The following is a 14,864-nucleotide window of genomic DNA, read 5'->3' as shown; positions in this document are numbered from 1 at the left end:
CGTTACTTCCCTGCGTGCAAGTCCTGGAGGCGACGCACTGCGCGCTCCGGACCAAACTTAATGGCTCGGCAGTAGGCTTCGCCACCTGCCAGAGTCGTTGTATAGGTTACCTTGCTCTGCAACGCCGATTGACGGATCTGCGACGAATCAGAGATAGCCTTGCGACCTTCGGTTGTGTTGATGATCAACTGCACTTCGCCATTCTTGATCGCGTCAACAATGTGCGGACGCCCCTCGCGAACCTTGTTGACGTGCGCAACCTGAATGCCTGCCTGCTCAAGAGCCTTCGCAGTGCCGGTTGTGGCAATGACCTTGAAGCCCGCATCAATCAGCTCACGCGCAACTTCGATGGCGCCTGGCTTGTCGACGTTTCTTACCGACATGAACGCAGTGCCTTCGGTCGGCAACTTGTCGCCAATGGCTAACGATGCCTTGGCGAAGGCTTCATCGAAGCTGTCACCCAGCCCCATCACCTCACCAGTCGACTTCATTTCTGGCCCAAGAATCGGGTCAACCGATGGGAACTTGTTGAACGGGAAAACAGACTCTTTCACCGCGTAGTAAGTCGGTACGATTTCCTGCGTGAATTCCAGTTCTTTCAGAGTCTTGCCAGACATCACCCGGGCTGCAACCGCCGCCAGAGACAAGCCAATGGCCTTAGAGACGAACGGCACGGTACGGGATGCTCGAGGGTTCACCTCGATCACGTAGATTTCGCCATCCTGCCAAGCCAGCTGAACGTTCATCAAGCCGATAACTTCCAGCTCGATGGCCATCTTCTTGACGGCCTCACGCATCGCGTCCTGTACATCTTTAGGCAAGCTGTAAGGCGGCAATGAACACGCGGAGTCACCGGAGTGAATACCCGCCTGCTCGATGTGCTGCATGATGCCGCCAATCACTACGTCAGTACCGTCTGAGATGGCGTCGATATCCACCTCGATGGCGGCGTTCAGGAAGTGGTCCAGAAGCACCGGGCTGTCGTTAGACACCAGCACCGCACTTTGCATGTAGCGAACCAGCTCGGTCTCGTCGTAGACGATTTCCATTGCACGACCGCCCAACACGTAGGAGGGACGAACCACCAGCGGATAGCCGATTTCGCGGGCAGCAACAATACCTTCTTCATGACTACGCACAGTGGCGTTTTCAGGCTGCTTCAGACCCAAGCGCTGGATCATTTGTTGGAAACGCTCACGGTCTTCCGCCCGATCGATGGCATCAGGGCTGGTGCCGATAATCGGTACGCCTGCCGCTTCAAGACCGCGCGCCAGTTTCAGCGGCGTTTGACCGCCGTACTGAACGATCACGCCCTTGGGCTTCTCAACTTCAATGATTTCCAGAACGTCTTCCAGAGTGATCGGCTCGAAGTACAAACGATCAGAGGTGTCGTAATCGGTAGACACGGTCTCCGGGTTACAGTTAATCATGATGGTTTCATAACCGTCTTCACGCATGGCCAGAGCCGCGTGAACACAGCAGTAATCGAACTCGATACCCTGACCAATCCGGTTAGGACCACCACCGATGACCACGATTTTCTCGCGATCCGACGGATCCGCCTCACACTCTTCTTCATAGGTGGAGTACATGTAAGCGGTGTCTGATGCAAATTCTGCCGCACAGGTGTCCACACGCTTATAGACCGGACGCACGCCAAGGTCATGACGCAGCTTACGCATGCTGGCTTCTGAAATGCCGAGCAGCTTGGCCAGTCGAGCGTCAGAGAAACCTTTGCGCTTCAGACGGAACAAAGTGGCGTGATCGATATCCGCTTTACCCGCGGTCTTCAGAGCACGTTCTTCTTTGATGATGTCTTCAATCTGTACCAGATACCAAGGGTCAACCTTGGTGTGCTTGAAAACTTCTTCAACGGTCATTCCGGCACGGAAGGCATCGCCGATGTACCAGATGCGCTCTGCGCCCGGCACATTGAGTTCCGTGGTTAGTGTTTCACGGGAGTTTTCGGAATCCAGGTCGTCCAGTTTTTCATCAAAGCCTTCGGAGCCAACTTCCAGCCCGCGCAGCGCTTTCTGCATAGACTCTTGGAAGGTCCGGCCAATCGCCATCACTTCGCCGACCGACTTCATCTGCGTGGTCAGGCGAGCGTCTGCCTGCGGGAATTTCTCGAAGGTAAAGCGAGGAATCTTGGTAACCACGTAATCGATGCTGGGCTCGAAAGAAGCCGGCGTTACGCCACCGGTGATTTCGTTCTGCAGCTCATCCAGGGTGTAACCAATCGCCAGCTTGGCCGCGACCTTGGCAATCGGGAAGCCGGTTGCTTTAGACGCCAGCGCCGAGGAGCGGGATACACGCGGGTTCATCTCGATAACGACCATACGGCCGGTGTCAGGGTTGATACCGAACTGTACGTTAGAACCCCCGGTTTCAACGCCGATTTCACGCAGCACCGCCAACGAGGCGTTACGCATGATCTGGTATTCTTTATCGGTCAGGGTCTGAGCCGGGGCTACGGTGATGGAGTCACCGGTATGCACGCCCATGGCATCGAAGTTCTCGATGGCGCAGACAATGATGCAGTTGTCGTTTTTGTCACGAACAACTTCCATCTCATACTCTTTCCAGCCGATCAGGGATTCGTCGATCAGCAGTTCATTGGTCGGAGAGAGGTCCAGACCACGAGTACAAATTTCTTCAAATTCGTCTTTGTTGTACGCGATACCACCACCGGAACCACCCATGGTGAACGACGGACGAATGATGCACGGGAAGCCGATTTCTTTGGAGATTTTCCAGGCTTCTTCCATGGAGTGCGCAATGGAAGCACGCGGGCACTCGAGGCCAATTTTCTTCATCGCCTGGTCGAAGCGGTTACGGTCTTCGGCTTTGTCGATGGTGTCGGCATTAGCACCGATCATCTCTACGCTGTGCTTCTCAAGCACACCGTACTTTTCCAGATCCAACGCGCAGTTCAGTGCCGTCTGGCCACCCATGGTAGGCAGCAAGGCGTCAGGTTTTTCTTTCTCGATGATCTTTTCGACCGTTTTCCAGTTGATTGGCTCGATGTAGGTGGCATCGGCCATAACCGGGTCGGTCATGATGGTAGCTGGGTTGGAGTTCACCAGAATAACCCGGTAGCCCTCTTCACGCAGGGCTTTACAAGCCTGGGCTCCAGAGTAGTCGAACTCGCACGCCTGCCCGATCACGATGGGGCCAGCGCCCAGGATCAGGATGCTTTTGATGTCGGTACGTTTTGGCATGTCTCGGTAAACCTGTCAGCAACTTTTGAATTCTTGCAGCGCAGAACGCGGCGCCTGTCGTTATCCGTGGTGATCCACCCTTAGGCGGATCGTGCTTCCATCAACTGGATAAACTCGTCGAACAGAGGTGCCACGTCATGAGGACCCGGGCTAGCTTCAGGATGCCCCTGGAAGCTGTACGCCGATTTATCGGTCCGGCGAATGCCCTGCAGGGTGCCGTCAAACAATGATTTGTGGGTCGCCTGAACCGTTGAGGGCAAGGTTGACTCGTCCACCGCAAAACCGTGGTTCTGGCTGGTGATCATGACCGTGCCTTTTTCCAGGTCTTGTACCGGGTGGTTGGCACCGTGATGGCCGTGGCCCATTTTCATGGACTTGGCACCACTGGCCAGCGCCAGCAACTGGTGACCCAAGCAGATGCCGAAAACCGGAATGTCGGTTTCCAACACGTCTTTGATCGCATTGATCGCGTAGTCGCATGGCTCTGGGTCGCCAGGGCCATTCGACAGGAAGATGCCGTCCGGGTTCATAGCCAGCACTTCGGATGCCGGAGTTTGGGCCGGCACGACGGTAATGTCACAACCACGAGAAGCCAGCATGCGCAGGATGTTGTACTTCACGCCGTAATCCCAAGCGACCACTTTGAATTTGGCATCAGCTTGCTCACCGTAGCCAGTAGCCAAATCCCATTCGGACTGATTCCACTGATACGATTTTTCGCAAGTCACTTCTTTGGCCAAATCCATGCCCTTCAGGCCAGGGAAGGCTTTTGCCAGTTCAAGTGCGCGCTCGGCTGTTGCGTTTTCGCCGGCCAGGATGGCTCCATTCTGGGAGCCTTTGTCCCGGAGAATGCGAGTCAGGCGGCGGGTGTCGATGTCAGCAATGCCAACAATGTTGTTGCTTCGCAGGTAGTCTTCGAGGCTGCCCTGACTACGCCAGCTGCTGGCAATCAGTGGAAGGTCTCGAATGATTAGGCCAGCGGCGTGTACGCGGTCAGATTCCACGTCTTCTTCATTAACGCCGGTGTTGCCGATGTGGGGATACGTCAAGGTGACGATCTGGCGCGAGTAGGACGGGTCGGTCAGGATTTCCTGATAGCCGGTCATGGCGGTATTGAATACCACTTCGCCGCTGGTTTCTCCGTCTGCGCCGATGGCGGTGCCGTAAAACAGGCTTCCGTCTGCGAGTGCAAGGATTGCTGGTGTGCTCAAGGCTTGTATCCTCATCGAGTGGCGTAAGTTCGTCACGAACAGGAACGCAAGCGCAAAGTCAGGTTGCAAAAAAGCGAGACTAAGTATGAACTCGGTCCCGCTTTCCTAGAAACTTTTCAAAGGTACGCTTGGTGCAAAAAAATCGACTTATTCTACGAAATTTGTCGATTTCTGTCCATCGCGAATTACTATCTGGCTTGATGTAGGGGGTCTCGAGCTCAATAAGCCTCGACAACGGCCGGCGTTCGCAGGTCCGCGTTCCGAAAACCGCTACGAGCACATCCATGTGCGCTTCTCTCATGCCATCCTTGGCCATCGAAATTTTCGGAACGCGGACCTGCGAACCCCAGTCTCAGAGCTAGCTGGCCAAACCTCTTTAGAATCAAGCCTTCAGATTTAGCACGTCCTGCATATCGTACAAACCTGCCGGCTTATCCTTCAGCCACAATGCAGCGCGCATGGCGCCTTTGGCGAAGGTCATTCGGCTACTGGCTTTGTGAGTCACTTCGATCCGCTCACCTTCGGTGGCGAACAGAACAGTGTGATCACCTACCACGTCGCCAGCACGAATGGTTTCGAAGCCGATTTCTTTGCGGGTGCGCTCGCCGGTGAAGCCTTCACGACCATAGACAGCGCACTCCTTGAGGTCACGCCCCAACGCATCAGCGACAACTTCGCCCATGCGTAGCGCGGTTCCAGAGGGTGCGTCTTTTTTGTGGCGGTGATGCGCTTCGATGATTTCTACGTCGTAGTCGTCACCCAGCGTTGCGGCTGCCGTTTTCAGCAGGTTCAGCACCACGTTTACACCTACACTCATGTTTGGCGCAAACACGACCGGAACCGACTCTGCCGCTTGGGCAAGCTGCTCTTTTTCAGCGTCGGTCATGCCGGTAGTGCCGATGATGAGCATTTTGCCGTTGGCTTTGCAGAATTCGGCGTTTTCGAGGGTCAGGTCCGGGAAGGTGAAGTCAACCAGTACGTCGAAGTCGTCTTTCACGTCCGCCAGACTGGCAGCCAGCTTAACGCCGGTTTTGCCTATGCCCGTCATGTCGCCGGCATCTGCGCCAATCAGGCTGCTATCCGGCTCAACAATCGCCGCGCCCAGCTCGAGCCCTTCGGTGCCATCCACTGCTTCAATCAACACTTTTCCCATGCGCCCGGCGGCGCCAATGATTGCTACCCGCATCTGTCTTGCCCTCAGAATTTCATTTCATCGAAGAAACTTTTCACACCCTCAAACCAAGAGGTTTTCTTCGGAGCATGATCGGAGCCATTGGAGTCGTCCAGTGTCTTTTGAAATTCACCCAACAATTCTTTCTGGCGCTTGGTCAGATTAACCGGCGTTTCAACCATCACGCGACACAAAAGATCGCCTGCAGGACCACCGCGCACAGGGCTAACGCCTTTGTTGCGCAAACGGAACAGCTTGCCAGTTTGGGTTTCGGCCGGGATTTTTAGCTTCACGCGGCCATCCAGCGTTGGCACTTCCAGCTCGCCACCCAAGGCGGCATCTACGATGCTGATGGGCACTTCACAGTACAGGTTGCGGCCGTCGCGGGTGAAAATCGAGTGTTCGCGCACTGCCACCTGAACGTACAAATCGCCAGGAGGCCCACCGTCGACACCCATTTCGCCTTCACCTGACAAGCGAATGCGATCACCAGTATCTACGCCTGGAGGCACTTTCACAGACAGGGTTTTCTCTTGTCTTACGCGGCCTTGCCCATGGCAAGATTTACACGGGTTCTTGATGATCTGACCGGAGCCACGACAAGTCGGACACGCCTGCTGCACGGTGAAGAAGCCCTGCTGCATACGCACCTGCCCCATACCCTGACATGTGCCACAGGTTTCGGGACGGGAGCCTTTTTCAGCGCCACTACCCTCACAGGTATCACACTCTTTGTGCCCGGGAATCGTGATTTTGACATCTTTACCTTTGACCGCTTCTTCCAGATCCAACTCGAGCGTGTAACGCAGGTCGGAACCTCGGGTGTTGCGTGCGCGACCACCGCCGCCTCCACCTCCGAAGATGTCACCAAATACGTCTCCGAAGATATCGGAGAAGTTACCACCGCCGCCGAAGCCGCCGCCACCGCCGGCCTGACCATCAACACCCGCGTGACCGAACTGGTCATAGGCCGCGCGCTTGTTGCCATCCATCAATACTTCGTAGGCTTCGCTGGCCTCTTTGAACTTGTTCTCGGCGTCTTTGTCGTCCGGATTACGGTCGGGATGGTATTTCATGGCGAGCTTACGGTACGCCCGCTTGATTTCTTTATCTTCCGCGCCCCGGGAGACCCCAAGTACTTCGTAATAATCGCGTTTGGCCATGCTTTAAATCCTGTTGCTATAACGCGGAAAACGCGGACATCGGCCCGCGCTTTCCAACTACCTGATGTACTTAGGATTTACTTCTTGTCGTCTTTGACTTCTTCGAACTCGGCATCGACGGCGTCGTCAGCTGCCTGAGCTTCTTCGCCTTCTTGGCCTGCGGCCTGTTCAGCCTGATCCGCGTACATCTTCTGCGCCAGCTCGGAGGACACTTCGGTCAACTTCTGAGTTTTGGCTTCGATATCGTCTTTATCGCTGCCTGTCAGAGCTTCCTCAAGATCCTTAATCGCTGCTTCGATAGACTCTTTCTCGCTATCGCTTACCTTATCGCCAGCTTCACTCAGAGTCTTGCGTACGGCGTGAACCATACCGTCGCCCTGGTTCCGAGCCTGAATCAGCTCTTCGAACTTGCGATCTTCCTCAGCATTCGCTTCGGCGTCCCGAACCATCTTTTCGATTTCGTCATCGTTCAAGCCAGAAGAGGCTTTGATCACGATGGACTGTTCTTTGCCAGTCGCCTTGTCTTTTGCAGACACGTTCAGAATACCGTTCGCATCGATATCGAAGGTAACTTCGATCTGCGGAACACCGCGCTGCGCCGGCGGGATGTCAGCCAAGTCGAAACGGCCCAGCGACTTGTTCTGCGCCGCTTGCTTACGTTCACCCTGAACTACGTGAATGGTCACCGCAGTTTGGTTGTCTTCCGCTGTAGAGAAAGTCTGTGACTTCTTGGTCGGAATCGTGGTGTTCTTGTCGATCAGCGGAGTCGCTACGCCACCCATGGTCTCGATACCGAGGGTCAGCGGAGTTACGTCCAGCAGCAGTACGTCTTTAACGTCGCCAGACAATACCGCCCCCTGAATTGCAGCACCCATGGCTACTGCTTCGTCCGGGTTAACGTCTTTACGCGGCTCTTTACCGAAGAACTCTTTAACCTTTTCCTGGACCAGTGGCATACGAGTCTGACCACCAACCAGGATCACTTCATCAATTTCAGAAGCGCTCAGGCCGGAGTCTTTCAGAGCCACTTTACAAGGCTCAAGGCTGCGCTGAACCAGATCTTCTACCAGAGATTCCAGCTTGGCACGGGTCAGCTTGACGTTCATGTGCTTAGGACCAGACGCGTCTGCAGTTACGTACGGCAGGTTCACGTCAGTCTGTTGGCTGCTGGACAGTTCAATCTTCGCTTTCTCGGCAGCTTCTTTCAGACGCTGCATCGCCAGTGAGTCGCCACGCAGGTCGATGCCGCTGTCTTTCTTGAACTGGTCGGCCAGGTATTCGATAACTTTCAGGTCGAAGTCTTCACCACCGAGGAAGGTGTCGCCGTTAGTGGCCAGAACTTCGAACTGGTGCTCGCCGTCTACATCGGCAATTTCGATGATAGACAAGTCGAAGGTACCACCACCCAAGTCATATACGGCTACTGTGCGGTCGCCGCTTTGCTTGTCCATGCCGTAGGCCAGAGCAGCTGCAGTCGGCTCGTTGATGATCCGCTTAACTTCCAGACCGGCAATCTTGCCGGCATCTTTTGTTGCCTGACGCTGGCTGTCGTTAAAGTAAGCCGGAACGGTAATAACAGCAGCAGTCACTGTTTCGCCCAGGTAGTCTTCTGCAGTTTTCTTCATTTTCTTCAGAATTTCTGCAGAAACCTGAGGTGGAGCCATTTTCTGGCCCTTCACATCAACCCAAGCATCACCGTTGTCGGCTTTGGCGATTTTGTACGGCACCATCTTGATGTCTTTCTGAACCACGTCGTCTTCAAAACGACGACCAATCAAACGCTTGATGGCGTACAGAGTATTGTCCGGGTTGGTTACTGCCTGACGCTTGGCAGACTGACCTACCAGCGTTTCGCCGTCATCGGTGTAGGCGATGATCGAAGGGGTGGTGCGATCACCCTCGGCGTTTTCAATAACCTTTACCTTGTCGCCGTCCATTACGGCCACACAGGAGTTGGTGGTTCCCAAGTCGATACCGATAATCTTGCTCATAGAATCACTCCAAATCTTGCTGAAATCTGCCCGAAGTGCTGCCACTCCGGCTGCTTCTGTTTAATCGCTATATTGGCGCTTTATTCAGTTTTTCAAGCCTGCTCGTCGATATTTGGTGCACTTTCTGCTTTCGCCACCACAACCATGGCCGGACGAACTACCCGCCCGTTTAGCAGATAACCTTTCTGCACAACCGCCACGACACTGTTTGGCTCAGCATCCGGTGCCGGCACCATCGACATTGCTTCGTGCTGCTGCGGATCAAACGGCTCGCCAACAGGGTTAAGCTGTTCCACGTTGAATTTTTTGAGACTGCCGAGGAACAGACTCAAAGTCATCTCTACGCCCTGACGGATCGAACCAACCAGCTCGCCCGCCGAATCCGCATGCCCTTCCGTGCTCTCAACCGCCTTCTCCAGACTGTCGGCAACCGGCAAAAGCTCCTTCACGAACTTCTCCAAGGCGAACTTATGCGCCTTTTCAACATCCAGCTCCGCCCGACGACGAACGTTCTGCATCTCGGCCTGAGCTCGCAAAGCCTGATCCTGATACTCCTGCAACTGAGCTTTCAGCGCATCCAGCTCAGAAACTTCACCAGCCTCAGCCTGATCTTGCTGCTCAGCGTTGGCCGCAGCCTCATCTACCTCAACCTGCTCTTCTACTTGCTCGTTGCGCTTGTCGTCAGCACTCATGATCACTCCCAATACGTTTTCCAGCGCCCGAAGGCACGCGGCGAATAGAGCCCACCAGTCAAATCGGCGGGAAAATATGCTTTGCGAACCGATATGGGGTTCCGAGATTCAGATTCAACCTTTTCAACAACGGTTTCTTTCGTTTTTTTGTCGTTCAAAATTTGCAAACCCAAAAATCACTGTATATATTCACAGCAACTGTATAGACGAACAGTATCGTTTTTTCTCGTTTCAAAAGCCCTCTCGGGGCCCAAGCAGAGGTGTCGGCATGCTTACACAACTTACCGTTTCCAACTACGCCATCGCCGAACGCGTTGAACTCCAGTTCAACAAGGGCATGACAGCACTGACCGGCGAAACCGGCGCTGGCAAATCCATTGTTCTGGATGCTTTGGGCCTCGCCATGGGCGGGCGCGCAGACGCAGGCGCCGTCCGCCACGGCGCCAAGCGTGCCGATATCACCGCTTGTTTCGACATTTCCGACATCCCCGATGCTGGCAAATGGCTGGAAAGCCACGATTTGGACGAGAAAAGCGAATGCATCCTGCGCCGGACCATCAGTAAAGACGGCCGCTCCAAGGCCTTCATTAACGGTCAGCCTTCGCCGCTGTCTCAACTAAAAGAACTGGGCGGGTTGCTGATGGATATCCACAGCCAGCACCAGCACCAATCTCTGCTTCGCAAAGACACCCACCGCAAATTACTGGATGAATTCGCCGGTGCTGAACAGCTGGCCGAACAAACTAAATCCGCGTGGAAAAACTGGCACCAAACCCAACAAAAGCTGCATCAACGCCAGCAAAACGCTGACGAAACCGAAGCGAAGCTTCAATTGCTGCGATATCAAGTGGAAGAACTCGATCGACTCGCACTGGAAGACGGCGAACAAGAAGCTCTAGAGCAGGAACAAGCCCACCTCAGTCAGGCCGACGCGATCCTGCACTGCAGTCACCAGGCTGCTCAACTCTGTACAGAGGAAGAATCCAGTGCAGCGAACAGTCTTCGCCAGGCGCTGCACCTACTGGAACAACTTCCGGTAGAAGTACCCGCATTGGCCGACACTTTGCAAATGTTGAACGAAGCCCAAATTCAGATTTCCGAAGCTGGCGACAACCTACGGCGCTTTGTTGATGACTACGAAGCTGACCCGGCACGACTGGCCGAAGTCGAGGAGCGTTTGAGCGCTGTTTATCAAATGGCGCGCAAACACCGTATCGGGCCCGAAGAACTGCCCGAACTGCACCAACGCCTGCGGGATGAGCTCGATGAATTGGACGGGGGCGCCGGCAGCCTTGAGCAACTTGAAGCTGAACTGGAAACCCAGAAAGCCGAATTTGACGCTGCTGCAGAGCAACTGTCGGCCAAACGCCAGCAGGCCGCCGCAGAGCTCGATCAGCGAATTGCCCACGAACTGGCACAATTGAGCATGCCGTCCGTGCAATTTGTCACCCACCTGAACAGCAACAATGGTGGCGAGCCTGCGCCTCACGGCTTAGAAGACATTGAATTTCTGGTCAGCGCAAACCCGGGACAACCCGCACGACCACTGGCAAAAGTGGCATCCGGCGGTGAACTGTCACGCATCAGCCTCGCCATTCAGGTAGTGGTGGCTCAAACCTCTACCACGCCGACACTGGTGTTCGACGAGGTGGATGTGGGTATCGGCGGCGGCACCGCAGAGGTGGTTGGCCGCTTGTTGAGATCACTCGGCGGTAACGGCCAAGTGCTCTGCGTTACTCACCTGCCACAAGTTGCGGCTCAGAGCCATCAGCATTTGTTTGTCAGCAAGTTTACCGAGAAAGAAGCCACCTTCTCTCGCATCGAAACGCTTAACGACCAAGGCAGAATTGATGAGGTTGCCCGCATGCTGGGCGGCGTAGATATGACAGAACAAACGATTGCGCATGCTAAAGAAATGGTGGTGAAGGGCCAGGCAACCCATCACTGACTAAAGAATCCCCTCTCGATTTCGAGAGTTTTTGGGGCCCGCCTATGCCGGCCCCTTTTTTTATTACGTGCGTTTATTTATCGTCAGACTTTACGGGCTTAACGTACAGGATCAGGCTGTGATCCACGATTTCGTAGCCATGCTCTGCGGCAATTTTCTTCTGACGCTCTTCAATCACTTCATCGACAAACTCGACAACCGCGCCGGTCTGGGTACACACCATGTGGTCATGGTGATCGTCTCCCGCCATTTCGAACACAGCGTGGCCGCCCTCGAAATTGTGCCGGAGAACCAGCCCTGCGGTTTCGAACTGAGTTAGCACCCGGTACACGGTTGCCAGTCCCACGTCGTCGCCTTGGTCTAACAGTTTTTTATAGACGTCCTCGGCACTCAAATGATGCTCTTTAGCATTCTCAAGGATATTGAAGATCTTAACTCTCGGAAGAGTTACCTTAAGACCGACTTTTCGTAATTCGGCGTTTTCAGATGACATGCTAGTATTCACTCTTTGGTGTGCCTTACGGCTTCCGGTATGATGAAGCCGCCGTTCAACGGTTAGCCCGTTTCACACCTGCTCCAGGCAGGCGAACTCAAGATAGAGGATTTCCCCAAGCGATGCAAAAGCTCACCGCTATCGTTCTTATTACCATTATATCTCTGGCGGGATGTGTTTTCCCTGGCGTTTACAAAATCAACGTCCAGCAGGGCAACATTGTAACTGACAAGGAGCTATCAAGCTTGTCGGAAGGCATGCAACGGAGCCAGGTCCACGCATTGTTGGGAACACCCTTGATGCTCAACCCCGTAGACCCGTCACAGGAATACTACATCTATACGTTCCAGCGCCGCGGCGGCGACATCGAAGAGCAGCGCATCGTCGTGCACTACGACGATGACACCTACCGCCATCACGAAGCGAAATTGCTGGACGAAACCCCAGCCTACTAAAACCCTTAGGCTTTTTTCTTTGCCCGGTTCAGCCGGGCTTGCTTGGGATCTATGATTAAAGGCCGGTAAAGCTCCACCCGATCACCCTCATTCAGGGCATGGGAATCCGGCTTTTTAATCACTTTGCCAAAGATCCCCATATCGATGTCATCGGGATTGATCTCCGGAAACACATCGACAATTCCCGATGCCTTCACCGCCTCCAGTGCCGTTGTTCCCTCTGGCACGGCGACTTCCAGGATCTGCTGTTTATCCGGCCGGGCATAGGCCACCTCAACTCGCATCAGCAAAGCTCTCCCGCTTTATACACTTCATCGGCACGTCGACAGAACGCATCCACCATCGTGTTCGCAGCCTGATTAAACACCGGGCCAAAGGTCATGCGAGCCAGTGAACCCGAGAACTCAAACTCCAAGCTCAGAATCACCTTGCAGGCGTTGGTATCCAACGGCCGAAAGTGCCAGCGGCCCGTCAGATTTTTTAGCGGCCCTTCCACCAACTTCATTTCAATAGATTCAGGCATTAACAGCTGGTTGCACGTGGTGAGCGTGTGTCGTACGCCACCTTTAGCAATTTCCAACGACGCCATAATCTCTTCATCAGTTTGCTTATGAACTTCGGCCCCGGCACACCAAGGTAAAAACTCAGGGTAACGGGCTATGTCATTGACCAAATGAAACATACGCTCCGCTGAGTGCATGACCAGCGCTGTCTTGTCTATCTGATGAGCCATAAAACCGGAATTCCTGCCTTTCGATGTAATCGCGCCAAGCTGGATGGAGCCAAGCCGCTAAACACTATGATAAAGGATATCGTCTTCGCTGGGAGCCGCCTGTTCCCGATTTATCTCTTCACCCGATGTTGTCGAGGTGGTTACGTTCGAGCCGGCGTCAACCTCGGCCCCGGACTCTGAGCCTGGCTCAAGCTCGGGCTCGAGCTGCTCCTCAACCACAGAGCCTTCACTCGCGGAACACCAAAGCGCGGCACTGCCATTTTCGCACAAATTCGCCAGCGAAAACGCCGTATATTGAATACCGATCCAAGCCACCACCAACGGCAGTATCAGGCGCATAGCCCAGAGCCAAGCCTTGCGGAATACAACAGGAGCGTCGCCCAACATGCGGGCAGAGTATCTTTTCGTCAGCCCCCATCCGGCAAAGGTCGCGATCAAAATAGCAACCACCGGAATTAACACACCGCCCGTAATCAGCTCTATCCAGCGATAGGTTGTCGCACCCGCGAGCCGGTAGTCAGACCACACGTTAAACGAAAACAATGAAGCCAATCCCACGAGCCAAACCGCCGCCCCCACAATGATGACCGACCAGGTTCTTGGTGCCCCCGTCCACTCCCGAAACCAAGCCACGACAGATTCCAACAAGGCAATAGACGTAGCCCACACCACCAGCATGACCGCCAAAAACACGGCCGTTATGACCACTTGGCTAAACGGCACGGGAGCCAGCGTGACCGGCAACGAAATAAACAACAGCCCGAACCCGTGCTGACCATCCAGACTGCCGCTGCCCGATGCCACGGAGAACATCATCACACCAACCACAATGGCAATTAAGGTATCCATCAGCACGACGGCCAGCAGTGACCGCTTCAATCGCGTATGTGAGGTGCTATAGGCACCAAAAATAGCCCACACACCCACGCCCAAGCCCAAAGTAAAAAACGCATGAAAAAACGCCGCCTGAAGACTGTCGAGCCCAAACTGCTCAGGGCGGATGACCAGAATACTGTCAACGCCCGACGCCAACTGCCCGTGCGTTGCAGCCACCACAAATAGCGCCAGCATCAAGAACAAACCGCCGGGGACAATCATCCGCAGCGAACGCTCCACCCCGTTCACCACACCACGCGCAGACACCCAAACCACCAACAATAAGAAGAAGGCATGCCAACCCATGAACTCTCGGTAACGACTCGAGCTCGACACCAGTTCCGCAAGAATCCCGGTAGCATCTGCCGCGTTGGCGCCTCCGAAACTGTCCGTTGCACCAAAAAAAATATAGGCAACAACAATCCCGCCAAACACGGCCGTAAACGAAAGCACCAGAAACGACGCAAGAATGCTTAATGGCCCAGCCAAACGCCACGCCGGGGAACTGCCTGCATTTTTAACCAACCCATCCATCGCCAACACAATGCCATGCCGGGAGTGCCGGCCGATCGCGGCCTCTGTAACCATAAGTGGAAGGGTGACCATGAGCAGGCAGACCAAATACGCCAGCACAAAAAGACCACCCCCGTGAACGCTGGCGAGGTATGGAAATTGCCACAAATTGGCAAGCCCCACGGTTGCACCCACCGAGGCCCAAAAGAACGTTGATTTTCGGGTAAACGACCCGATAGATGTCTGATACTTACTCGACATTTTGATCCCTAATGTCAAAAGGCTCGTTATTGTAGCCGACAGTGAGGTCTAGGTACGAATGCCGACAGGCCATTCCGGGTCAAATCGTGACCCGTCTGGCCCTACTGGGCTACAATGCCCGTTTTGCTGGTAACCA

12 protein-coding genes are annotated in these 14,864 nt (G+C 54.5%); 2 read left to right on the top strand and 10 right to left on the bottom strand.

The window, feature by feature from the left end; all coding sequences use genetic code 11:
- Positions 1 to 2 precede the first annotated feature (2 nt).
- The 6 genes from carB to grpE all read right to left on the bottom strand — a co-directional run bounded on the left by carB (position 3) and on the right by grpE (position 9,449).
- A complete protein-coding gene (gene carB / locus ACNQ6O_RS02540; protein WP_418051672.1) occupies positions 3 to 3,221 on the bottom strand; it encodes a carbamoyl-phosphate synthase large subunit in 3,219 nt (1,072 codons plus the stop codon).
- An 80-nt stretch (positions 3,222 to 3,301) separates the two neighbouring features.
- The gene (gene carA / locus ACNQ6O_RS02535) at positions 3,302 to 4,432 is read right to left on the bottom strand and encodes a glutamine-hydrolyzing carbamoyl-phosphate synthase small subunit (protein WP_418051671.1); all 1,131 of its coding nucleotides are present in this window, start codon (positions 4,430 to 4,432) and stop codon (positions 3,302 to 3,304) included.
- 382 nt (positions 4,433 to 4,814) lie between these two features.
- Entirely contained in the window at positions 4,815 to 5,618 is an 804-nt protein-coding gene (gene dapB / locus ACNQ6O_RS02530; protein ID WP_418051670.1) for a 4-hydroxy-tetrahydrodipicolinate reductase, read from the bottom strand.
- Between the two features lie 11 nt (positions 5,619 to 5,629).
- Positions 5,630 to 6,766 (bottom strand): molecular chaperone DnaJ, encoded by a 1,137-nt coding sequence (dnaJ, locus tag ACNQ6O_RS02525; RefSeq protein WP_418051669.1) that lies wholly within the window; start codon positions 6,764 to 6,766, stop codon positions 5,630 to 5,632.
- A gap of 77 nt (positions 6,767 to 6,843) precedes the next feature.
- On the bottom strand, positions 6,844 to 8,757 hold the full coding sequence (gene dnaK / locus ACNQ6O_RS02520) for a molecular chaperone DnaK (protein ID WP_418051668.1): 1,914 nt from the start codon (positions 8,755 to 8,757) through the stop codon (positions 6,844 to 6,846).
- Between the two features lie 92 nt (positions 8,758 to 8,849).
- A complete protein-coding gene (grpE, locus tag ACNQ6O_RS02515; RefSeq protein ID WP_418051667.1) occupies positions 8,850 to 9,449 on the bottom strand; it encodes a nucleotide exchange factor GrpE in 600 nt (199 codons plus the stop codon).
- A 268-nt stretch (positions 9,450 to 9,717) separates the two neighbouring features.
- Here grpE and recN point away from each other — a divergent pair, with 268 nt between their 5' ends.
- Complete coding sequence (recN, locus tag ACNQ6O_RS02510) at positions 9,718 to 11,397, top strand: DNA repair protein RecN (RefSeq protein WP_418051666.1); 1,680 nt, start codon at positions 9,718 to 9,720, stop codon at positions 11,395 to 11,397.
- 73 nt (positions 11,398 to 11,470) lie between these two features.
- Here recN and fur read toward each other — a convergent pair whose 3' ends face one another.
- Positions 11,471 to 11,890 (bottom strand): ferric iron uptake transcriptional regulator, encoded by a 420-nt coding sequence (fur, locus tag ACNQ6O_RS02505; protein ID WP_418051665.1) that lies wholly within the window; start codon positions 11,888 to 11,890, stop codon positions 11,471 to 11,473.
- 122 nt (positions 11,891 to 12,012) lie between these two features.
- Here fur and ACNQ6O_RS02500 point away from each other — a divergent pair, with 122 nt between their 5' ends.
- The gene (locus tag ACNQ6O_RS02500) at positions 12,013 to 12,345 is read left to right on the top strand and encodes an outer membrane protein assembly factor BamE (protein WP_418051664.1); all 333 of its coding nucleotides are present in this window, start codon (positions 12,013 to 12,015) and stop codon (positions 12,343 to 12,345) included.
- Between the two features lie 5 nt (positions 12,346 to 12,350).
- On the opposite strand, the gene ACNQ6O_RS02495 is transcribed toward ACNQ6O_RS02500, so the two are convergent.
- Genes ACNQ6O_RS02495 through ACNQ6O_RS02485 form a run of 3 tightly spaced genes read right to left on the bottom strand, consistent with a single transcriptional unit; the run spans position 12,351 to position 14,728 of the window.
- Positions 12,351 to 12,629 (bottom strand): RnfH family protein, encoded by a 279-nt coding sequence (locus tag ACNQ6O_RS02495; protein WP_418051663.1) that lies wholly within the window; start codon positions 12,627 to 12,629, stop codon positions 12,351 to 12,353.
- Entirely contained in the window at positions 12,629 to 13,078 is a 450-nt protein-coding gene (locus ACNQ6O_RS02490) for a type II toxin-antitoxin system RatA family toxin (RefSeq protein WP_418051662.1), read from the bottom strand. Before ACNQ6O_RS02490 ends, ACNQ6O_RS02495 begins: the two co-directional genes overlap by 1 nt.
- A 57-nt stretch (positions 13,079 to 13,135) precedes the next feature.
- On the bottom strand, positions 13,136 to 14,728 hold the full coding sequence (locus tag ACNQ6O_RS02485) for a sodium-dependent transporter (protein ID WP_418051661.1): 1,593 nt from the start codon (positions 14,726 to 14,728) through the stop codon (positions 13,136 to 13,138).
- Between the last annotated feature and the right edge of the window lie 136 nt (positions 14,729 to 14,864).

The organism is Marinobacter sp. SBS5 (genome assembly GCF_048285575.1).
Classification (GTDB): domain Bacteria; phylum Pseudomonadota; class Gammaproteobacteria; order Pseudomonadales; family Oleiphilaceae; genus Marinobacter.
Note: the sequence above shows the minus strand (reverse complement) of the source record. Positions and strands in the feature narration are given on the sequence as shown.